Source organism: Pseudokineococcus basanitobsidens (genome assembly GCF_037482545.1).
In the GTDB taxonomy this organism is placed as follows: Bacteria; Actinomycetota; Actinomycetes; order Actinomycetales; family Quadrisphaeraceae; genus Pseudokineococcus; species Pseudokineococcus basanitobsidens.
This window is the reverse complement of record NZ_JBBIAA010000004.1, coordinates 122650-143269: the sequence shown is the minus strand read 5'-3', so window position 1 is coordinate 143269 and position 20620 is coordinate 122650. Positions and strand designations below refer to the sequence as shown.

Sequence of the window (20620 nt, the reverse complement as noted above, 5' to 3'; positions counted from 1 at the left end):
CTGCACCGTGACCCCGCACGTCGCCGTGCCCTGGCGCTGCGCGACCGCGGCCGCGCCGCACCCGGCCGCACCGCCGGCCCCGACCGCTGCCACGCCCACCACGGCCACCACCGGGCCGACGGCGGCCCCACCCACCTGACCACCCTCGTGCTCCGCGCGGCCACCACCGCCGCACCCGCACCGACCGCCTCGACGTCCACACCGTCGACGGCATACCCGTCGTCGTCCGCGCCGGCGACCCACCACCGAGCACGCCCCACCACCCTGGCGCGCACGCCGCGAACAGCTCGCGGGCGAGCCGGGTCACGCCGAGGCGCCGCCGCAGGACGGCGGCGACGCGGCGTCCTGCGAGCCGCCGGGCAGGAGGGACGGTGTCGACCCGCCCGGCTGGGGGTGACCACGGTCCTCCCCGGCCGGCTCGGTCGCCGCGGCGCCGGGCGATCAGCGGCGGGGTGGCACCTCGACGTCGACGCACAGCGGGCGGTGGTCCCCGACGCCCAGGCGGAGCTCCACCTCCGCCGCGCGCCACGGCAGCATCGGGTGCCCGCGGCGGTCGCCCAGCGGGGGCAGGGCGAGGACGTGGTCGAGCTGGCGCACGGGCGCCGGCAGCGGGTACGTCGGGGCGGTGACGAGGTCGCGGGCGCGCAGCAGGCGCGACGGCAGCCCGTCCGGGAGGTTGAGGTCGCCGACGAGCAGCACGGGGCCCGGCAGCCCGGCGGACCAGCGCCGCACCCGCCGCAGCTGGCGCACCGCCACGGGCGGGGCGAAGGACAGGTGGGTCGCGACGACGGTCAGCCCGTCCAGCTCGGCGGCCACGGCGACGCGCGGCTCGTCCGGCACCACGAGCACCCCCGGGCGCCCCGACGTCGGGTGCCGCACGGGCAGCGGGAGCGGCAGGCCGCCGGCGCGCAGCGGCAGCGCCCGCCAGCGCCGGACCGGCCGGCGGACCAGCAGCGCCGTCCCGTAGCGGGGCCGGTCGTCCTCGGGCCAGGCCGGGTCCTCGAGCCGGCCGGCCACGGGCTGCCGCGGCGCGCCGGAGCCCGGGATGCCGAGGACCGTCGGGGCGAAGCGCCAGTCGACGTCGCCCCCCGCCGCCGCGAGGGCGCGGGCGACGGCGGCCGGCTGGTGGACGCCCCCCGAGCGCTCGCCGCCGACGTCGAGCTCCTGCACGGCGAGGACGTCCGGCGCCACGTCCTCGAGCGGCGCCAGCGCGGCGAGGAACGAGTCCTCGTCGGCGAGGTGCACCGGCATGCCGTCCGCGGGGCCCGGGTGGTCCTGCTGAGCGGCGGCCGAGGCCCCCGGGCGTGGTGGAGCCGTCCCCGGTCCGCGGCCCGAGGCGAGGTTGGCGGTGGCGACACGGAGCCTCAGAGCGACTCGCCCCCGACGTCCGCGTCGAGGTCCCGCAGCATGGCGACCGCGTCGTCGACCACCCCGGCGTCGTCCAGCCGTACGCCGTGCAGGAGCCAGCGCACGAGCGCCACCTCCCCGCAGAGCTGGGCGCGCGCCGGCAGATGGCGGTCCGGCTGCTCGTGCCGGGTGACCGCGTAGGTCTCCAGCACCGTGTCCAGGGCGCCCGGCTCGGCGCCGACCGCTACCCACGCGAGGTCGTCCGCCGGGTCGCCGACGCGCGCGTCGCCCCACTCGACGAGCGCGACCACGCGGTCGCCGTCGGCGAGGACCCGCTCGGGGGTGAGGTCCCCGTGCACCAGGCAGGGCGAGAACCGCCAGCGGCCGACGTCCTCGGTGGCCTTCTCCCACCGGCTGAGCAAGCCCGGGGGCACCTGGCCCGTGCTCGCCGCCCGGTCCAGCTCGACGAGGCGGCGCTCGCGGTGCTCCTCCGCGGTGTACCCGGGCAGGCCGACCTCCTCGGCCACGTCGGCCGGCACGTCGTGCAGGCGGCCCAGGGCCTGCCCGAGCGCCGAGGACAGGCCCGGTCCGGGCCGCAGGTCGGCGGGGTCGACGGGCAGGCCGCCGAGGTGGCGGTGGACGAGCGCCCGTCCCCCGCCGCGCAGCGGCGTCGAGCCCGCCGGGTCGGGGACGGCGAAGGGCAGCCCCTCGTCCCCGGCGAGGCCGCCGAGGCGCCGCAGCAGCACGGCCTCGCGGTCCAGCAGGGCCCCGGAGGCGGGGTCGGTCGGGGAGCGCACGACCCAGGTGGCGCCGTCGGCCCCGATGACCACCGCGGCGTCGACGTCCTCGCCCACGCCGTCCTCGACGCCGGCGGCGCGCGCACCGGTCGGGGCGAGACCCGGGACGGCGGCGCTGGCGAGCGCCGCGAGCACGAGGGGGGAGCGGGGCACCGGCACACGGTAGACGCCCCGGACCCCACCGGCGGTGAGCCGCGGCGGCGCCGGTCGCGGCCGGCACGGCGCCGCCTACGGTGGCGGCGTGACGCTGCGCTCCCTGCTCCTGTCGAGGTCCGCGGTCGACCGTGACGGAGAGCGCCGCACCCGGCCCGACCTGCTCGCGGAGCTGTGGGCCGCCGAGAGCACGCGCGTGCTGAGGGTGCGCCCCGACGGCTCCGCGCCGGTCCGCCCGCGCGAGGGCGGCGGCGCGGCCCTGCAGCTCGTGCCGGCGCGCGCCGTCGCCGCCGCCCCGCCGCAGGACGCCGTCGTGCTCTACCTCGGGCGCGAGGCGGACGGCACCTCGCACGTCGCCGTCGAGGTCCCCGCGGAGCCGGCCGTCGGGGCGGGCCCGTCGGCGCGCCCCGACGACGAGCGGTGGTCGGGGCTGCGTGACGTCGCCCCGGACCTCGACGACCGCGACGCCGGTCTGCTCGTCGAGGCGGTGGGCGTCCTCAACTGGCACCGGGTGCACCCGCACTGCCCGCGGTGCGGCGCGCGGACGACGGTGACGTCGTCGGGGTGGACCCGCACGTGCCCGGTCGACGGCAGCGAGCACTACCCGCGCACCGACCCGGCGGTGATCATGGCGGTGGTCGACCCCGACGACCGGGTCCTGCTGGCGCACAACGCGCTGTGGCCGCAGGGGCGCTACTCGGCCCTCGCGGGCTTCGTCGAGCCGGGCGAGCCGCTCGAGGCGGCGGTGCGCCGGGAGGTGGCCGAGGAGGTCGGCGTCGTCGTGGGCGAGGTGACCTACCAGGGCAGCCAGCCGTGGCCCTTCCCGGCGTCGCTGATGCTCGGCTTCCGGGCGCGGGCGACCACCGCGGACATCCGGGTGGACGACGTCGAGATCTCCGCCGCCCGCTGGTTCACCCGCCCCGAGCTCGCCGAGGCCGTGCGGACGGGTGAGGTCCTGCTGCCGCCGTCGACCTCGATCGCCCTGCGCCTCGTCGAGGACTGGTACGGCGAGGAGCTGCCCGCGCGCCCGTCCTGGTGAGGTCCACGACGGCGACGGCGACGGCGGGGCGGGGTGCTTCTACGCGTCAGGCCCAGGCGCTCGGCGCGTCGCCCGTCAGCAGCGCCGGCCGCCGCGGGTCCTCGGCCCGCACGACGAGGTCCGCACGCGGTGCCGGATCCGTCTCGGCCAGGTAGCGGGCCCAGGCCCCGACGACCCGGTCGGCGTCGTCGCCCTGCAGCCGGCGTCGTACCGCGGCCGCCGAGACGTCCAGGTGCACGCCGAGGTCGATGGCGTCCGCCGTCTCCCAGCGCAGCAGGAAAGGGCCGTCGAGCACGAGCACGGAGCCGGGTGCGGCGACCTCGCGCGGCGCGCGGGTGGCGCGGTCGCGCCCGGGGTCCCAGAGCGTCGGCAGCCACCGCCCCGACCCTCCGGGGCCGAGCGGGTCGAGCACCTCGCGCCGCAGCGCCAGGTGGTCGGTCCACGCCTCGTACCCCGCGTCCGGGTCGGCGGGCCCGCGGGACAGCCGCACGGAGCGCGGCCGCAGGAAGTCCTCCGCCCGCACCCGGAGCACGCCGACGCCCTCCGCGGCGAGCGCGTCCGCCACGGCGTCGGCGACGAGGAGCCCGTCCGCGGGGACCGCGGCGTCGACGCCGACGCGCACGGCCGTCCCCGCTCCCGGGTCGTCGCGGGCCACCAGGGAGGCGGCCGTCGCCCGGTCCCGCACGAGGCGGGCCAGGGCCGGGACGTCGAGCGGGGTGAAGCGTGACGTGCGGTGCCCCGGCCCGGACCTCCGGCCGGGGCCCGCCCCGCCGGCCCGCGCGCTCAGAGGCGGCTCTTGACCTCGGCCAGCGACGGGTTGGTCGCCGTGGTCCCGTCCGCGAAGAGCAGCGTGGGCACCGTCTGGTTGCCACCGTTGACCGAGGCGACGAACTCGGCGGTGCCGGGCACGTCCTCGATGTTGACCTCGGAGTACGTGACGCCGCTCGCGTCCATCTGCCGCTTCAGGTTGCGGCAGTATCCGCACCACGAGGTGGTGAACATCGTCACGGAGCCGGCGGCGGGGACGTGGTCGGTGGTGGCGCTCATGGGGCTCGTGCTCCCGGGGGTCTGGGGGTCTGTCGGTCGTCCCGGACAACGCCCCGGCCGCCCGGCGTCATCCGTCGCCCGCCCGCGCCCGTCCACCGGCTCCGCACCGGGACGGTGGACGACGGGGCACGGCCGTCGGCGCCGGGTGCGAGCATGGCGCCCGCCATGACCGAGACCGCCGCCGCCGGGCAGACCGCCGCCCCCGCCGCCCCCGCCGGGGAGCGTCCTGCGCCGCCGCGGGACGCGGACGCCGTACTGGAGGCGCTCGACCCGGAGCAGCGGGAGGTGGCGACGTCGCTGGCGGGCCCGGTGCGGGTCCTCGCCGGTGCGGGCACGGGCAAGACCCGGGCCCTCACCCACCGCATCGCGCACGGCGCGCTCGCCGGCGCCTGGCAGCCGACGCAGGTGCTCGCCGTCACCTTCACGGCCCGGGCGGCCGCCGAGATGCGCACCCGGCTGCGCGACCTCGGCGTGCCCGGCGTCCAGGCGCGGACCTTCCACGCGGCGGCGCTGCGCCAGCTGCAGTACTTCTGGCCGCAGGCCGTCGGCGGGGCGCTGCCGCCGCTCGTCGAGCACAAGGCGCAGCTCGTCGCCCAGGCCGCCTCGCGCCTGCGGCTGCGCGTGGACCGCGCCGCGGTCCGCGACCTGTCCGCCGAGGTCGAGTGGGCCAAGGTGGGGATGCTCACCCCGGACGCCTACCCCGAGGCCGCGCGGCGGGCGGGTCGCGCGGCTCCCGCGGGCCTGGACCACCTGGCCGCCGCCCGCGTGCTGCGCGGCTACGAGGAGGTCAAGACCGACCGCGGCGTCATCGACTTCGAGGACGTGCTGCTGCTGACCGTCGGCGTGCTCGAGGAGCGCGAGGACGTGGCCCGGACGGTCCGCTCGCAGTACCGGCACCTCGTCGTCGACGAGTACCAGGACGTCAGCGGCCTGCAGCAGCGCCTGCTCGAGCTGTGGCTCGGCGACCGCGACGACGTCTGCGTCGTCGGGGACGCGAGCCAGACCATCTACTCCTTCGCCGGCGCGGACCCGAAGCACCTGCTCGACTTCGACCGCCGGCACCCCGGCACCCGCACCGTCCGCCTCGTGCGCGACTACCGCTCCACGCCCCAGGTCGTGGGCCTCGCCAACGGCCTGCTGGACCGGGCGCCCCGCGCCGCCACGCGCGCCCGCGTCGAGCTGGTCGCCCAGCGGCCCGCTGGCCCGGCCCCGGAGTTCTGGGAGAACGCCGACGACGAGGCCGAGGCCGCCCGGGTCGCCGCCTGGGTGCAGGCGCGGCTCGCCGAGGGCCACCCGGCGCGGGAGATCGCGGTCCTGTTCCGCACGAACAGCCAGTCCGAGCCGCTCGAGCAGGCGCTGTCCGCGCGGGGCGTCGGCTACCTCCTGCGCGGCGGGGAGCGCTTCTTCGCCCGCAAGGAGGTCCGCGACGCCGTCCTGCTCCTGCGCGGGGCCGCCCGCTCGGACGACGGCTCCTCGCCGCTGGGGTCGCTCGTGCGCGACGTCCTCTCCGGGGCCGGCTGGTCCGAGCAGCCGCCCACGGCCTCGGGCGCCGTCCGAGAGCGGTGGGAGTCGTTGCAGGCGCTCGTCGCGCTCGCCGACGACGTCGCCGCCGCCCGCCCGGAGGACCGGCTGCCCCAGCTCGTGGGCGAGCTCGACGAGCGGGCCGCCTCGCAGCACGCCCCGGCGGTCGAGGGCGTGACCCTCGCCTCCCTGCACGCGGCGAAGGGCCTCGAGTGGGACGCCGTCCTCCTCGTCGGCCTGTCGGAGGGGCTGATGCCCATCTCCTTCGCCGCGGACGACGCCGCCGCGGTCGAGGAGGAGCGCCGACTCCTCTACGTGGGCGTCACCCGCGCCCGCGAGCGGCTGGTCTGCTCCTGGACGCTGTCGCGCACGCCGGGCGGCCGCGCCTCGCGCAAGCCGTCCCGCTTCCTCGACGGTCTGCGCCCGTCCTCGGCCGCCGACGCCGCACCCGTCGGGGGAGCCCGCGGCGAGCGGGGCGGACGCCGCCGCAAGGGCCCGTCGCTGGCGCGCTGCCGGACCTGCGGCGAGCCCCTCACGACGGCGGCGGCCCGCAAGACCGGCCGCTGCGAGGACTGCCCGGCCACCTACGACGAGGGCGTGTTCGAGGCGCTGCGCGAGTGGCGCTCCCGGACCGCGGCCGAGGCGAAGGTGCCGGCCTACGTCGTCTTCACCGACGCGACGCTCGTCGCCGTCGCCGAGGCGACCCCCTCGGACGCGGCGGGCCTCGCGGCCATCGCCGGCATCGGCCCCGCGAAGCTCGACCGCTACGGCGTGGACGTGCTCGCCGTGCTGTCCGGCAGCTCCTCGGCGGGCTGACGGCCGAGCCGGGGACGGGGCCGTCCGCGGCCCCGGGCACGACGTCCTCGGACCCGTCCGGGAAAAGGCGTTGTGCGCGTCCGGCGGCCTCCCCTAGCGTCGGGCGCGCACCGAGAACGGCGCACGACGGACGACGCACCCCGCGACCGCGGGCGGTGCGCGAGCAGGTGAGGAGGTGGTCCCCGGTGGACAGCACGACGACGTGGACCGTCCCCGCCACCGGGCACCCCGTCGGGAGGCCCACGGCACACCCGGTCGGGCTCCCGGACGTCCTCGCCGAGCAGACGGCCGACGTCCACGTCGCGACGGCGTCCTCGCCGACCGGCTCCCGGACCCGAGGTCGCCGCGCCGACGTGGTCGAGGTCCCGACCTCCGTCGCCACCACCGCCGACGAGCCCTGCGAGATCCCCGATGCGCTCGTGGACGGCCCCGCCGTCGGCACCGTGCGCACCCTCCGCTCCTGCGGGACCACCGTCCCCGGCAGCGCCCGGCACCCGGCCCCCTAGGCCGCCGCCAGGCCCGCCGCGGCCGTGGCTCCCGATCCCCGGGAGCCGCGGCCCACCGATCCGCCGCGGCTCCTCCTGACCCGCCACCGCCCGCCGACCGCGGGCAGGAACCAGGAGAAGCACCGTGCACCTCACGGCCATGCTCGAGGCCCTCCCGAGCGTCGGACCCCGCAGCACCGACCCGGCGGGCGTCCCCTGCCGCGCCGGGGACGGCGACCTGTGGTTCGCCGAGTCCCCGTCCGCGCTGGAGGACGCCAAGGCGCGCTGCGCCCCCTGCCCGCTGCGCGAGGCCTGCCTCGCCGGCGCCCTGGACCGGCGCGAGCCCTGGGGCGTCTGGGGCGGCGAGATCTTCGACGGCGGCGCCGTCATCGCCCGCAAGCGTCCCCGCGGCCGCCCCCGCAAGCAGCCCGCCGACGCCGTCGGCGTCGCGTCCTGACCCCTTCTCCCGGTGCCACCCGCCGCACCAGACCCCGACCGGAGACCTGTCGTGAGCCACCGCAGACCACCCCGACCACCCCGACCACCCGTCCCCCGCACCTCCTCGCCCGTCCGGCCGGCCGTGCCGCTGCCGGAGACGGCGGCCACGCTGCTGCGGCTCGCCGCCGGCCCGCCGGAGCCCCGGGCGCTCGCCGCCCGGTCCGTGCGCGGCGCGCGCGACGAGCGGCGGCTCGCCGAGGCGCTCGCCCGGCGGGCGGCGCAGCGGTCGCAGGACCGCGCCGCGCGCGCCCGCGCCCGCGCCGAGCGGGCGGACCACCGCGCCGACCGCGCCCGGCGTCGCGCCGAGGCGGCCTCCGCGCTCGCCCGCGCGTGAGCCGCCCCGGCGGCCCGGGGCCCGCCCGTCCCGGGCCGCGACGTCCTCGGCCCGGGACGGGCCGGGCGGGCCGTCGGTAGCGTCGGACGCATGCGCAGCCACCTCTTCTCGCCCGCCACCGCCGAGCAGCAGACGGGCGAGCGGTGGGTGCGGCAGAACGAGAAGATGCTGCGCGTCGTGCTGGGTCCCGACGTCCTCGCGGCGAAGGGCTCCATGGTCGCCTTCCAGGGCGACGTCCGTTTCGAGCACGAGGGGGCGGGCAGCGTCGGGCGGCTGGTCCGGCGGCTGGCGTCCTCGGCGGACACGCCGCTCATGCGCTGCTCCGGGCAGGGGGAGGTCTTCTTCGCCCGACGGGCCGAGGACGTCTTCACCGTCGAGCTCGAGGGGGACGCCGTCGTCGTCGACGGGGCCAACGTCCTCGCCTTCGACGCCGACCTCGACTGGGACGTCCGTCGGGTGCAGGGCGCCGGGACCCTCACGGGTGGTCCCTTCACGCTCGAGATCTCCGGCCGCGGGACGGTCGCGCTCACGAGCGACGGCCCGCCGGTGCTGCTCGACTGCTCGCAGCAGCCCACGTCGGTGGACCTGCAGGCCGCCGTCGCGTGGTCCGCGGGGCTGGCCCCGCAGCTGCGCAGCAGCATGTCGGCCCGCTCGATGCTGCGGGGCGGCTCCGGCGAGGCCTTCCAGTACGTGTTCTCCGGACCCGGCTTCGTCGTCGTGCAGCCGAGCGAGGGCCGCCCCGCCCCCGCCGGAGGCCACGGCGGTGGCGGAGGGCTCGGCGACCTCCTCGGCTGACAGCGAGGACCTGAGCGAGCGCCGCCGCGGCCCCGCCCGCCGGACGCGGCGCCCGTCGCGCCGCGGCGCGTACCCTCGGCCGACGTGGCTGCCGTCGACTTCCCCGCCGAGATCCGCGACCTGCGGAGCACCTACGGGTCGATCCGCGAGGTGACCGACGTCGACGCGCTGCGGGCCACGATCCGCGAGCTCTCCGAGCAGGCGTCGGCGCCCGACCTGTGGGACGACGTGGAGCACGCGCAGCAGGTGACGAGCCGGCTGTCGCACGCCCAGGGCGAGGCGGAGCGGATCGAGCGCCTCGGGTCCCGCCTGGACGACCTGGAGGTCCTCGTCGAGCTCGCCGAGGCCGCCGAGGGCGACGAGCGGACGCAGACGCTCGAGGAGGCCGGCCGCGAGCTCGAGCAGCTGCACGCCGCGATGGCCCAGCTGGAGGTCCGCACCCTGCTGTCGGGGGAGTACGACCCCCGCGAGGCCATCGTCACCATCCGCGCCGAGGCCGGTGGCGTCGACGCCGCCGACTTCGCCGAGATGCTCCTGCGGATGTACCTGCGCTGGAGCGAGCGGCACGGCTACCCGACGGACGTCTACGACACCTCCTTCGCCGAGGAGGCGGGCATCAAGTCCGCGACGTTCAAGGTCTCGGCCCCCTACGCCTACGGCACGCTCTCGGTCGAGCAGGGCACGCACCGCCTCGTGCGCATCTCCCCGTTCGACAACCAGGGCCGTCGGCAGACGTCCTTCGCGGGCGTCGAGGTGCTGCCCGTCGTCGCGGAGACGGACGCGGTCGAGATCCCGGAGAACGACCTGCGGGTCGACGTCTTCCGATCCTCCGGGCCGGGCGGGCAGAGCGTCAACACGACGGACTCCGCCGTGCGGCTCACGCACCTGCCCACCGGTGTCGTGGTGTCGTGCCAGAACGAGAAGAGCCAGCTCCAGAACAAGGCGGCGGCGCTGCGGGTGCTCCAGGCGCGGCTCCTGGAGCGGGCGCGCGCGGAGCGCCAGGCCGAGCTGGACGCGCTCAAGGGCGCCGACTCCGGCAGCTGGGGCAACCAGATGCGCTCCTACGTCCTGCACCCCTACCAGATGGTCAAGGACCTGCGCACCGAGCACGAGGTCGGCAACACCTCCTCGGTCTTCGACGGCGACATCGACGGCTTCCTCGAGTCGGGCATCCGGTGGCGCCGGCAGGGGGAGAAGACCCCCGCCTGAGGGTGCTCGTCCACAGACCTCTCCCTCGACGAGGAGGGTCACCCGGCCGGGTGGTGACGGTGTCCCCGCCCGACCCGGACGGGTGGTCGTAGGACGACGGGCGCTCACGTCCGGTGGCCGAGGTGCCACTCTCGGTGACGCTCCCGGCCCGGTCGTTTCGGGTTGCCGGGGCCGAGCCCGTATGGTGCTGGAGGCCGGGGAGCTGCGCGTCCTGCGCGCGGGCGGCCGAGCAGGACGGTGCCGCGGGCGCCGTCCCGGAGGACCGCGCTCCCCCAGGGACAACGACAGCGACGACCGCGGCGCCCCCGCGGGCCAGACCCGAGACCCGGCCTCATGGACGTGCAGTGATCCGCTTCGACGACGTCACGAAGACGTACGACCGCACCGCGCGGCCTGCCCTCGAGGGTGTCGACCTCGAGGTGGCCCGTGGTGAGTTCGTCTTCCTCGTGGGCGCCTCGGGGTCCGGCAAGTCGACCTTCCTGCGGCTCGTGCTGAAGGAGGACGTCGCCACCTCCGGCGCCGTCCACGTGGCGGGCAAGGACGTCAAGCGGCTCTCGAGCTGGAAGGTCCCGCACCTGCGCCGGCAGATCGGCGTCGTCTTCCAGGACTTCCGGCTCCTGCCGGGCAAGACGGTCTTCCAGAACGTGGCCTTCGCCCTGCAGGTGATCGGGCGCTCCCGCTCCTCCATCAGCGCCGCCGTCCCGGAGGTCCTCGACCTCGTCGGGCTCCAGGGCAAGGCGGACCGGCTGCCGCACGAGCTCTCCGGCGGGGAGCAGCAGCGCGTGGCCATCGCCCGCGCCATCGTCAACAGCCCCGCGATCCTGCTCGCGGACGAGCCGACGGGGAACCTCGACCCGACGACCAGCCTCGGCATCACCCGCCTGCTGGAGCGGATCAACGGGCGTGGGACGACGGTCGTCATGGCGACCCACGACGACGACATCGTCGACAGCCTGCGCAAGCGCGTCGTCGAGCTCGTCGACGGCCGCGTCGTGCGCGACGAGCACCAGGGCGGCTACATGACGGGCTCGGTGCCGCTCGTGCCCGCCCCCGACGTGGCGGTCGACCACCGCGGCGCCGCGGTGGTGGACGTGCCGACGGACGGGGCCGCGGCCGACGCGGGGGGTGCCCGCGCGTGAGGTTCCAGTTCGTCCTCTCCGAGATCGGCATCGGCCTGCGCCGCAACCTGGCGATGACGATCTCGGTCGTGCTCGTGACCTTCGTCTCCCTCACCTTCGTCGGCGCCGGCGCCCTGCTCCAGCAGCAGGTCGCGACGATGAAGGGCCCGCTGTACGACAGCGTCCGCATCTCGATCTTCCTGTGCACCCAGGACAGCCTCTCGCCGAGCTGCTCCGGCGCGGCGACGGAGGCCAACAAGGAGGCCATCCAGGCCGCCCTGACGTCTCCGCCGCTGTCCGAGTACGTCGCCGAGGTGCGCTTCGAGTCCCAGGACGAGGCCTACGCGCAGTTCCAGGAGGACTTCTCCGACGACGAGCTGAGCGCCTCCGTCACCCCCGACCAGCTGCCGGAGTCCTTCCGGGTCGGCCTCGTCGACCCCGAGCGGTTCCAGGTCATCCGGGAGAGCTTCTCCGGGAGCCCCGGGGTCGAGCAGGTGGTCGACCAGGGCGAGGTGCTGGAGCCGTTCTTCTCGGTCCTCAACACGCTGACCGTGGCCTCGCTCGTCCTCGCGGCCGTGATGCTCGTCGCCGCGGTGCTCCTGATCGGAACAACCATCCGGCTCGCCGCCTTCAACAGGCGTCGCGAGACCGGCATCATGCGGCTCGTGGGAGCCTCGAGCCTCGTGCTCCAGCTCCCGTTCCTGCTCGAGGGCGTGATCGCCGTCTGCCTGGGGGCCGCGCTCGCCAGCGCGGCGCTGCTCGTCGCCGTCCGGTACGGCGTGAGCGACTGGCTCGCCGTCCAGGTGCCGTCGTTCGACTACGTCGGGACCGCCGACGTCTGGGTCGTCGTGCCCTTCCTGTTCGTCGGGGGCGTGCTGCTGGCCGCCCTCGCCTCGGTCGTGTCCCTGTCCCGCTACCTGAAGGTCTGATGAGATGACGAAGCCCCCGACCCCGGGCGTGCAGCGCTGCCTGCTGCGCCCCGCGGCCGCCGCCCTCGGCCTCGCCCTCGCCGTCTCCCTCGCGTCGGGCGGGACCCCGGCGTCCGCGGCTCCCGGTGACGACGCCCGCTCGCAGAAGCAGGCCGTCGACCAGGCGCTGGGCTCCGTGCAGGAGGACCTCGTCGGCACGTCCGCGGAGCTCCAGGGCGCCTACGCGGAGTACGCCGCCGTGCAGGCGGAGCTGCCGGGGGCCCGGGCCGCCGCCGAGCAGGCCAGGGCCGAGCAGGCCGCCGCGCAGGCGAAGGCCGACGACCTCGCGCAGCGCCTGGCCGCCTCGCAGACCGCGCGCACCGCCGCGGCGCAGGCGGTCGAGGAGACCGCGGCGGACATGGCGGAGTCCCAGACGTCCATCGGCCGGATCGCCGCGTCGGCGTACCGCAGCCAGGGCGTCCCGGAGGGCCTCTCGCTGGCCATGGGGTCCGGCAGCACGGAGGAGTTCGCCTCCCGCACCGCCACGGTCTCGAGCCTGTCCGCGGCCGAGAACGACGTCCTCGCCGACCTCTCCGCCGACGAGGCCGTGCGGCAGAGCGCCACCGCGCGGCTGACCGCGGTCACCGAGCAGGTCTCGCAGCTCAAGGGCGAGGCGGAGCAGCAGCTCGCCGTCGCCGCGCAGGCGACGCGGACGGCGGAGGACCGCCAGGCCGAGGTCGAGGCGCTCGTGGTCCGCCAGCAGAAGGCGGTCGACACGATCGAGGCGCGCCAGGCCGAGGAGCAGGCGCGGATGGCGCAGCTCGAGGCCGAGTCCGACGCCCTCGGCAGCCAGCTGCGCGAGATCGCCGCGGAGGAGCGCCGCAAGGAGGCGGCCCGCCAGGCGGCCGCGGCCGCCGCGGCGGAGGCGGAGGCGGCCCGCCGGGCCGCGTCGAGCGGCTCGTCGTCCGGCGGCAGCTCGGACCGCCTGCCGGCGCCGTCGTCGGTCAGCCGGTCGTCCCGCGACACCGGCGGGACCTTCCTGCGGCCCGAGGGCCCGTCGACCTCGCCGTTCGGGATGCGGATGCACCCCATCAAGCACTACATGAAGCTGCACTCGGGCCAGGACTTCGCCGCCGCCTGCGGGACGCCGGTCCGTGCGGCCGAGGACGGCGAGATCGTCTCGGCGAGCTACAACGGCAGCTACGGCAACATCGCCGTCATCAACCACGGCATCGTCCGCGGCCAGCCGGTCGCCACGGCCTACGCGCACATGCAGTCCTTCGCCAAGACGTCGGGCTCCGTCTCCCGCGGCGAGGTCATCGGCTACGAGGGCTCCACGGGTGGCTCGACGGGCTGCCACGTGCACTTCGAGGTGCGGGTGAACGGGGAGCCCGTGGACCCGTTGGGCTGGCTCTGACGCGAGCGACCGGGACGGGCCGCGCCCCGCGCTCCTAGACTGGGGCGCCGAGCGGCGCGGCGCCCGACCCACCGCGACCGCCGGTGCCCCGGGACGGGGCCACCGGCGGTCGTGCCCGTGGAGGCCCGTCGCCCAGGTGCACCACCGCGGACCCCTAGGGCCCGCGCCGACGAGGAGGAGGGGCCGCCGTGGCCAGGGCCGGGCACAAGACCGCCCAGAAGAAGGGTGGCCGGGGCGACGACGGCCGCCTCGTGGTCGCCAGCAACCGCCGCGCCCGGCACGACTACCTCCTCTCGGACACGTGGGAGGCGGGTCTCGTGCTCTCGGGGACCGAGGTGAAGTCGCTGCGGGCCGGGCGGGCCTCCCTCCTGGACGGGTTCGTCTCGGTCGACCGGGGCGAGGCGTGGCTCGAGGCCGTGCACATCCCCGAGTACACCGAGGGGACCTGGACCAACCACCCGCCCCGCCGCCGCCGCAAGCTGTTGCTGCACAAGCTGGAGATCGAGAAGATCGGCGCCGAGGTGCGTGAGGGCGGTATGACGGTCGTCCCGCTCCAGCTCTACTTCACGCAGGGCCGCGCCAAGGTCGAGATCGCCCTCGCCCAGGGCAAGAAGAACTGGGACAAGCGGCAGGCGCTGCGCGAGCGCCAGGACACGCGCGAGGCCCAGCGCGCCATCTCCCTGCGCGTGCGGCGGGGCGAGTGAGCGCGCAGGCCGGCGGGCGCGGCGAGCGGCTCGAGCTCGGGATCACGACCTTCGCCGAGACCTACCCGGACCCGGTCACGGGCGCGACCGTGGGTGCGGGGGAGCGGTTGCGCCAGGTCGTCGCCGAGGTGGAGCTCGCCGAGGCGGTGGGCCTCGACGTCTACGGCGTCGGCGAGCACCACCGGGCCGACTTCGCGGCGTCCTCGCCGGCGGTCGTCCTCGCCGCCGCGGCCGCCCGGACGTCGCGCATCGCCCTGACGAGCGCCGTCACCGTGCTGTCCTCGGACGACCCGGTGCGGGTCTACCAGGACTTCGCCACGCTCGACCTGATCTCGCAGGGACGGGCCGAGGTCATCGCCGGGCGCGGCTCCTTCGTCGAGTCCTTCCCGCTCTTCGGGTACGACCTGGACGACTACGACGAGCTCTTCGCCGAGAAGCTGGAGCTGCTCCTGGCGATCCGGGGCTCCGGACGCGTCACCTGGTCCGGTCGTCACCGGCCGGCGCTGCGCGGCGCCGAGGTGCATCCCCGCGCCGAGCGCGAGCTGCCCGTCTGGGTCGGCGTGGGGGGCAACCCGCAGTCGGTGGTCCGCGCCGGGCTGCTGGGGCTGCCCATGGCGCTGGCCATCATCGGCGGCCAGCCGGCACGCTTCGCGCCCCTCGCCGACCTGCACCGCCGCGCCCTCGGCGAGGCCGGCCACGCGCCGCAGCCGCTCGCGGTGCACGCGCACGGCTTCGTGGGGGAGGACTCCGCGGAGGCTGCGGACGTCTACTACCCCTCCTACGCCGTCGCCATGTCGCAGCTCGGCCGCGAGCGGGGCTGGGGGGCGATGACGCGCCGCGCCTTCGACGAGATGCGCTCGCCGGCGGGCTCGCTCGTCCTCGGCGACCCGCAGGTCGTGGCGGACAAGGTCGTGTCGATGCGACGCGACCTCGGGATCTCCCGGTTCCTGCTGCACGTCAGCGTGGGCACGCTGCCGCACGAGCAGGTGCTGCGGTCGATCGAGCTGCTGGGCACGCAGGTGCGTCCGCTCGTCGAGCGCGCGCTCGTCGCGGCCTGACGCGGCCGGGGCCCGTCCGGGCCCCGGCCGCGGGGGCGGCGCAGGTGCGGGTCAGACGTCGGGGTCGATGCGGACGAGCATCTTCCCGGTGTTGGCGCCGGTGAGGACGCCGCGGAAGGCGTCGTAGGTGCTCTCCACGCCCTCGGTGACGGTCTCCCGGTAGACGACGTCCCCGTCGCGGACCCAGCCCGCCATCTCCGGCACGAACTCGCGCATCCGCGCCAGGTGGTCGGTGACGATGAAGCCCTGGAGGCGCAGGCGCTTGCCGATGGCGAGGCCCAGCGTGCGCGGCCCCGGCGGCGGCGACTCGGCGTTGTACCCGGAGATCGCGCCGCACAGGGCGATGCGGCCGTGGTCGCGCATCCGGGGGATGGCGGCCTCGAGCGTGGGACCGCCCACGTTGTCGAAGTACACGTCGGCGCCGTCGGGGACCAGACGCCGGAGCAGGTCGCCCGGGTCGGCCCCGCGGTAGTCGGCGGCGTCGGTGAAGCCGGCGTCGTCGAGCAGCCAGCGGACCTTGTCCTCCCCGCCGGCGGTGCCCACGACGGCGCCGGCGCCCTTGAGCCGGGCGACCTGGCCGGCGATCGAGCCGACCGCCCCGGCGGCGCCGGAGACGAGGACGACGTCGCCCTCCTGCATCTGCGCGACGTCGAGCAGGCCGGCGTACGCGGTGAGACCCGTCGTGCCGAGGACCCCGAGGTAGGCCTGGGCGGGCGCCAGGTCCGCGTCGACCACCCGCGCGGCGTCGGCGGGCAGGACGGCGCGCTCGCGCCACCCGCGGTCGTGCAGGACGACGTCGCCCTCGGAGAGGTGCTCGACGCCGTCACCGACCACCTCGACGACGCCGACGGCGCCGCCCGTCATGGGCTCGCCGAGCGCGAAGGGCGGCACGTAGGACCTGGCGTCGTTCATCCGCCCCCGCATGTACGGGTCGACGGACAGCCAGGTGTTGCGCACCCGCACCTCGCCGGGCCCCGGGTCGGGGACGTCCACCTCCTCCAGGCGCGCGTCGCCGTCGGCGGGCTCGCCCTGCGGGCGCGCGACGAGGGACCACTGGCGGCTCGGGGCGGGGCTCATGCCCCCGACGCTAGGTGCCCGAGCGCCCGGGTGCACCGGCGCGAGGTCCGGGAACAGCGCGTGACGGCGGGCCGTTGACGCCGGTACAGTCGAGGGCTCCAGCGGGGTCTGCCCCATCGGGGCCGCGGCTGGACCGGGGACGGCGAGCACGTGCCGGACGCGGTGACAACTGAACAGGGGGGTGACAGGTTTCGACGTCGTTCTCTGAGCCAGGGGAAGCGGGTCGAGGATGCAAGGTCAACTCGTCGATGCTCCTTGCAAACCTATAGGTGCCGATTCCAAGCGCACCGACTTCGCCCTCGCCGCCTGAGCGAGGAGTAGAGGTCCGTCGGTCTGAGAGTGCTCTCGACTCAGTAACCGGCGTCAGCTAGAGAGCCACTGGGTGCGGTCCTCGCCATCGGGGCCGCTCCGACACGCAGATGGCTGGGCCCGGGTCGGCGGCGCGCCTGCGCGACCGCCGGGGCCGAGAAACTCCCGAGCAGGCTGCACCCGGAGAAGCCCTGGCGATGCGACGACGGACCCGGGTTCGATTCCCGGCACCTCCACGAGCGAAGGCCCCGACCACCAGGTCGGGGCCTTCGTCGTGCCGGACGACGACGGCCTGGCGGCGACACCGCTGTCCCGAGCAGGGCCGGAGGAGCTCCCCAGCCGCGGGCCGTCCTGCGCCGTAGGGTCCGCAGATGAGAGATGACGACGCGGAGGCGACGCGGTCAGAACGGCTCCTCATCGGGATCGACCTCGCCTGGTCGAGCGGGACGACCGGTCTGGCCGCGGTGGACAGCCGGGGTGCGCTGGTATCGCTCTCGAGCGTGAAGACGGACGAGGAGATCGACAGCTGGCTGGAGGAGCAGGAGAGACCTCTCGTCGTCGCCGTGGACGCCCCGCTCGTCGTGCCGAACGAGACGGGTCAACGACGTGCCGAGAAGGAGATCAGCCGGACCTTCGGTGCTTTTGGCGCCTCCGCGCACACGTCCAACCGGCAGCGATCGGCCGGTGGAGACAGCCGGGCCCGTCAGCTCGCCCGGCGGCGCGGGTGGCTCGTCGACCCGGCCTCCTCCGTGGGTGCAGAAGCAGTCTGCGTGGAGGTCTACCCGCACCCTGCACTCGTCGGTCTCTTCGAGCTCCCTTACCGGCTGGACTACAAGAAGGGCAGTGCCGAGCGCCGACGACCCGGTCTTCAGGCGTTGGTCTCCCTGGTCGAGTCGGTACCGGAGCTGCGCGCGCGGGAGCATCCGCGGTGGCGGCACATCACCGCGACGATCAGCTCCACCTCCCGCGGCCTCGGCGCCGTCGAGGACGAGGTGGATGCTGTCGTCTGCGCCCACCTCGCGTGGCTCTGGGTGCACCACCGTGACCGGCTGATGGTGTACGGAGACGTCCACGACGGCTACATCGTCGCTGCCCGTCCGCCGGTGCACGCCCCGGCGCGGCCGCTGACGGAGACGGCTCCCGCTCCCCCGCGACGAGCGACGGTCGAGCGGTTCGTCCGAGGACGTCCCACCGGGTACGGCGGCTCCCGTCACGAGGCCCTGTGGAGGCAGGCGGTGGCCGAAGCCTTCGACGGTGAGCACTTACTGGGACCCGACCGCGTGGAGGTGGTCCTCGACGTCGTCCTCGGCCCAGCGCAGGTCGGTAGGTCGGAACCCGATCTCGACAACGTGCTCAAGACCACGATCGACGCGCTCGGCAGCGTGCTCGGACGTCGGGATGGAACCGGTGACCGCGTCGAGGCCGACGACGTACGCGTCTCCCGCATCGTCGCGAGCAAGAGACCAGCTCGAGAGGGCGAGGTCCCGGGAGCGAGGATCGCGCTGACGCTTCTCCCCAGCTCGGGGCAGCGCGGGTCTTGAGAGTCCGACGAGGGCCGGATCGTCACCAGCCTCGCCCTCGTCGGACCCCTCCTCGTGCTTCAGCCGGCGGTGATCCGCCCGCGCAGCGAACCCTCGTCCTGCGGCGTGCGGTCGGCCAGGACCGCGGTGGCCTCGTCGGTCTTGTCGGGCACCGCCCACAGCAGCACGCCGGTGACCCGGGACTCCTCGTCGAGGTAGTAGACGACGCCGGGGCCGCCCACGCCGTCGTCGGACTGCCAGTCCTGCACGGTGCGGGCGGTGCCGTCGAGCGTCCCGACCGCCTCGTAGCGGGTGCCGAGCACCTGCGAGTAGAAGTAGGGCGTGTGGTCGTGCGGCTCCGTGCGACCGGCCATCAGCTCGCCGACCGCCTGCCCCATGGTCTTCGCGTTGTCGACGTGCTCCACGCGCGTCGTGCCGAGCACCCGGTCCGGGTACTGCGCGACGTCGCCGGCGGCGTACACGTGCGGGTCGGAGGTGCGCAGGAACTCGTCGACGACGACGCCGTCGTCCACGGCGAGGCCGGCGGCCTGCGCGAGCTCGGTGCTCGGCGCGATCCCCAGACCCAGCACGAGGGCGTCGGCGGTCAGCGGGCCGCCGTCGTGGTCGAGCTGCACGAGCACGGTGCTCGGGTGCGCCTCACCGCCGGTCATGCGCGCCCCGGGGCGGATCGTCACGCCCGCGCCCGCGAACATGCGCTGGAAGTGCAGGGCGAGCTCGGGCGGGAACATGGACCCCCCGAGGACGTCGTCCGGCGTGACGAGCGTGACGCGCGTGTCGTTCTGGATCAGCGCGGCGGCGATCTCGGTGCCGATGTAGCTGCCCCCGACCACGACGACGTGCCGCTGCTCGCCCGCGAGGCGCCGCAGGTGCCGGTAGTCCTGGGCCGTGCGGAAGGAGATGACGCGCTCGCCGTCCTCCACAGGCCCGGCCTTGGGCCTGCCGCCCGTCGCGAGGAGCAGTGTCTCGTAGCCGAAGACGTCGCCGCCGTCGGTCGTGACCGTGCGGGCGGCGGTGTCCACGGCCGTCACGCGCACGGACGTGCGGACCTCGGCTCCCGTGGCCGACGCGGTGCCGCAGTCGTTGTCCGCCTCGGTGAAGTCGGGGTCGGTCCAGAGCTTCTTCGACAGCGCCGGCCGCGTGTACGGCGGGTCCGCGTCCTCGCCGAGCACGACGATGCGGGCGTCGGCGTCGCGGGAGCGGATGCCGCGCGCCGCGGCGTCCGCGACCATCCCGCCGCCGACGATGACGTAGGGCGCCCGGTCGGTCGTCTCTGCTGCCACGTGCTCCTCCTCGAGGTCGGCCCCACGGGGCCGGCAGGGGTCGGTCGGTGCCCGCCACGCTAGGTCGGCCCCGGCCGGACCGCCCGACGGGCGACCGCCGGCCGCGGCGCGGGCCCGAGGGCGGCGACGCGGGGGACCGAGACCGGCGGCGCGCTCGCCGCCGCTACCGTCGCGCCGTGCCCGACCGCGAGCTCGTCGTCCTCGGGACGTCGTCCGCGGTGCCGACCCGGACGCGGAACCACTCGGGGCACCTGCTGCGCTGGGACGGCGCGGGGCTGCTCGTCGACCCCGGGGAGGGCACGCAGCGGCAGATGCTCCTCGCGGGCGTCTCGGCGTCCTCCGTCGACGTCGTCGCGCTGACCCACGAGCACGGCGACCACGTGCTCGGCCTGCCCGGCGTCCTCCAGCGCCGCGCGACGGACGGGGCGACGACGCCGGTGCCCCTCGTCTTCCCGGCCCCGGCGGCCCCGCTCGTCGGGCACCTGCTCGGCGCCGCGGCCCACGCCGGTGCGCTGGCGCTGCCGTGCCCCGTCGACGAGGACGGCCCCGTGCGTGGGCCGGACGGAGAGCCGCTGCGCGTCGGGGGTGCGGTGCTGCACGCCGTGGCCCTCGACCACCGGGTGCCCGCCTGCGCCTACCGTCTCGTCGAGGACGACGGCCGCCGGATGCTGCCGGGGCGGCTGGCCGCCCGCGGCCTCGCGGGGCCGGAGGTCGGCCGGCTGCGGCGCGACGGCGTGCTGACGACGCCGTCCGGCACGGTCCGCCTCGAGGAGGTCAGCGAGCGCCGGCCGGGGCAGGTCGTCGCGGTCGTCCAGGACACGCGCTGGTGCGACGGCGCTCGCCGGGCGGCCGCGGGCGCCGACCTCCTGCTCTGCGAGGCGACCTTCGCCGACGCCGAGGAGGGGCTGGCGGAGCCCTACGGCCACCTCACGGCGCGGCAGGCGGGGCGGCTCGCCCGGGAGGCCGGTGCCCGTCGTCTCGTGCTCACGCACTTCTCCTCGCGCTACCCCGACGTCGCGCCGCTGCTCGCGCAGGCGCGCGAGGAGCACGACGACGTCGTCGCGGCCGCCGACCTGGACCGGGTCGCCGTCCCGGCACGGCGCTGAGGTCGCGCCCCCGGTCGAGTGCCGCGCGGCGGCGGAGGGGACAGGTCGCCCTGGTCCCGCG

20 protein-coding genes and 1 other RNA gene are annotated in these 20620 nt (G+C 76.2%); 15 read left to right on the top strand and 6 right to left on the bottom strand.

Annotated elements, in window-relative coordinates; genetic code table 11:
* Nucleotides 1-441: 441 nt before the first annotated feature.
* Nucleotides 442-1251, bottom strand: coding sequence for an endonuclease/exonuclease/phosphatase family protein (locus WDZ17_RS06280; RefSeq protein ID WP_339574280.1), 810 nt, complete (start codon nt 1249-1251; stop codon nt 442-444).
* Nucleotides 1252-1364: 113 nt separating this feature from the next.
* The gene (locus WDZ17_RS06275; RefSeq protein WP_339574279.1) at nt 1365-2297 is read right to left on the bottom strand and encodes a phosphotransferase; all 933 of its coding nucleotides are present in this window, start codon (nt 2295-2297) and stop codon (nt 1365-1367) included.
* Nucleotides 2298-2385: 88 nt separating this feature from the next.
* On the opposite strand from WDZ17_RS06275, the gene nudC reads away from it, so the two are divergent.
* Nucleotides 2386-3336, top strand: a complete 951-nt coding sequence (nudC, locus tag WDZ17_RS06270; RefSeq protein WP_339574278.1) for an NAD(+) diphosphatase — start codon at nt 2386-2388, stop codon at nt 3334-3336.
* A 46-nt stretch (nt 3337-3382) separates the two neighbouring features.
* Here the strand turns inward: nudC and WDZ17_RS06265 are convergent, their stop codons facing one another.
* Both WDZ17_RS06265 and WDZ17_RS06260 read right to left on the bottom strand, forming a co-directional pair.
* Nucleotides 3383-3958, bottom strand: coding sequence for a nucleoside/nucleotide kinase family protein (locus tag WDZ17_RS06265; RefSeq protein ID WP_339574277.1), 576 nt, complete (start codon nt 3956-3958; stop codon nt 3383-3385).
* A 161-nt stretch (nt 3959-4119) separates the two neighbouring features.
* A complete protein-coding gene (locus WDZ17_RS06260; protein ID WP_339574276.1) occupies nt 4120-4383 on the bottom strand; it encodes a mycoredoxin in 264 nt (87 codons plus the stop codon).
* Between the two features lie 165 nt (nt 4384-4548).
* Between WDZ17_RS06260 and WDZ17_RS06255 the strand changes: the two genes are divergently transcribed.
* The 11 genes from WDZ17_RS06255 (at nt 4549) to WDZ17_RS06205 (ending at nt 15246) form a co-directional block, all read left to right on the top strand.
* Nucleotides 4549-6720, top strand: coding sequence for an ATP-dependent DNA helicase UvrD2 (locus WDZ17_RS06255; RefSeq protein WP_339574275.1), 2172 nt, complete (start codon nt 4549-4551; stop codon nt 6718-6720).
* A 185-nt stretch (nt 6721-6905) separates the two neighbouring features.
* Nucleotides 6906-7226, top strand: coding sequence for a hypothetical protein (locus WDZ17_RS06250; RefSeq protein ID WP_339574274.1), 321 nt, complete (start codon nt 6906-6908; stop codon nt 7224-7226).
* A gap of 139 nt (nt 7227-7365) precedes the next feature.
* Complete coding sequence (locus WDZ17_RS06245) at nt 7366-7662, top strand: WhiB family transcriptional regulator (protein ID WP_339574355.1); 297 nt, start codon at nt 7366-7368, stop codon at nt 7660-7662.
* Nucleotides 7663-7713: 51 nt separating this feature from the next.
* Complete coding sequence (locus WDZ17_RS06240) at nt 7714-8037, top strand: hypothetical protein (RefSeq protein ID WP_339574273.1); 324 nt, start codon at nt 7714-7716, stop codon at nt 8035-8037.
* Between the two features lie 90 nt (nt 8038-8127).
* Nucleotides 8128-8832, top strand: a complete 705-nt coding sequence (locus tag WDZ17_RS06235) for an AIM24 family protein (RefSeq protein WP_339574272.1) — start codon at nt 8128-8130, stop codon at nt 8830-8832.
* An 84-nt stretch (nt 8833-8916) separates the two neighbouring features.
* On the top strand, nt 8917-10041 hold the full coding sequence (gene prfB / locus WDZ17_RS06230) for a peptide chain release factor 2 (protein ID WP_339574271.1): 1125 nt from the start codon (nt 8917-8919) through the stop codon (nt 10039-10041).
* Nucleotides 10042-10385: 344 nt separating this feature from the next.
* A complete protein-coding gene (ftsE, locus tag WDZ17_RS06225; protein ID WP_422631852.1) occupies nt 10386-11180 on the top strand; it encodes a cell division ATP-binding protein FtsE in 795 nt (264 codons plus the stop codon).
* Nucleotides 11177-12088: a permease-like cell division protein FtsX gene (ftsX, locus tag WDZ17_RS06220; RefSeq protein ID WP_339574270.1), complete on the top strand. Its 912-nt coding sequence runs from the start codon at nt 11177-11179 to the stop codon at nt 12086-12088. The genes ftsE and ftsX overlap by 4 nt, the downstream gene beginning before the upstream one ends.
* A gap of 4 nt (nt 12089-12092) precedes the next feature.
* Nucleotides 12093-13484, top strand: a complete 1392-nt coding sequence (locus tag WDZ17_RS06215) for a peptidoglycan DD-metalloendopeptidase family protein (protein ID WP_339574269.1) — start codon at nt 12093-12095, stop codon at nt 13482-13484.
* A gap of 188 nt (nt 13485-13672) precedes the next feature.
* A complete protein-coding gene (gene smpB, locus WDZ17_RS06210; RefSeq protein ID WP_422631851.1) occupies nt 13673-14188 on the top strand; it encodes an SsrA-binding protein SmpB in 516 nt (171 codons plus the stop codon).
* Nucleotides 14185-15246, top strand: a complete 1062-nt coding sequence (locus WDZ17_RS06205; RefSeq protein WP_339574268.1) for an LLM class flavin-dependent oxidoreductase — start codon at nt 14185-14187, stop codon at nt 15244-15246. The genes smpB and WDZ17_RS06205 overlap by 4 nt, the downstream gene beginning before the upstream one ends.
* Nucleotides 15247-15297: 51 nt before the next feature.
* Here WDZ17_RS06205 and WDZ17_RS06200 read toward each other — a convergent pair whose 3' ends face one another.
* On the bottom strand, nt 15298-16323 hold the full coding sequence (locus WDZ17_RS06200; protein WP_339574267.1) for an NADP-dependent oxidoreductase: 1026 nt from the start codon (nt 16321-16323) through the stop codon (nt 15298-15300).
* A 177-nt stretch (nt 16324-16500) separates the two neighbouring features.
* Between WDZ17_RS06200 and ssrA the strand changes: the two genes are divergently transcribed.
* Nucleotides 16501-16871: a transfer-messenger RNA gene (gene ssrA / locus WDZ17_RS06195) on the top strand.
* Nucleotides 16872-17003: 132 nt separating this feature from the next.
* The gene (locus WDZ17_RS06190; RefSeq protein WP_339574266.1) at nt 17004-18173 is read left to right on the top strand and encodes a DUF429 domain-containing protein; all 1170 of its coding nucleotides are present in this window, start codon (nt 17004-17006) and stop codon (nt 18171-18173) included.
* Between the two features lie 59 nt (nt 18174-18232).
* Here the strand turns inward: WDZ17_RS06190 and WDZ17_RS06185 are convergent, their stop codons facing one another.
* On the bottom strand, nt 18233-19453 hold the full coding sequence (locus WDZ17_RS06185; protein WP_339574265.1) for an NAD(P)/FAD-dependent oxidoreductase: 1221 nt from the start codon (nt 19451-19453) through the stop codon (nt 18233-18235).
* A 176-nt stretch (nt 19454-19629) separates the two neighbouring features.
* Between WDZ17_RS06185 and WDZ17_RS06180 the strand changes: the two genes are divergently transcribed.
* The gene (locus tag WDZ17_RS06180; protein WP_339574264.1) at nt 19630-20559 is read left to right on the top strand and encodes a ribonuclease Z; all 930 of its coding nucleotides are present in this window, start codon (nt 19630-19632) and stop codon (nt 20557-20559) included.
* The last annotated feature ends 61 nt before the right edge of the window (nt 20560-20620 follow it).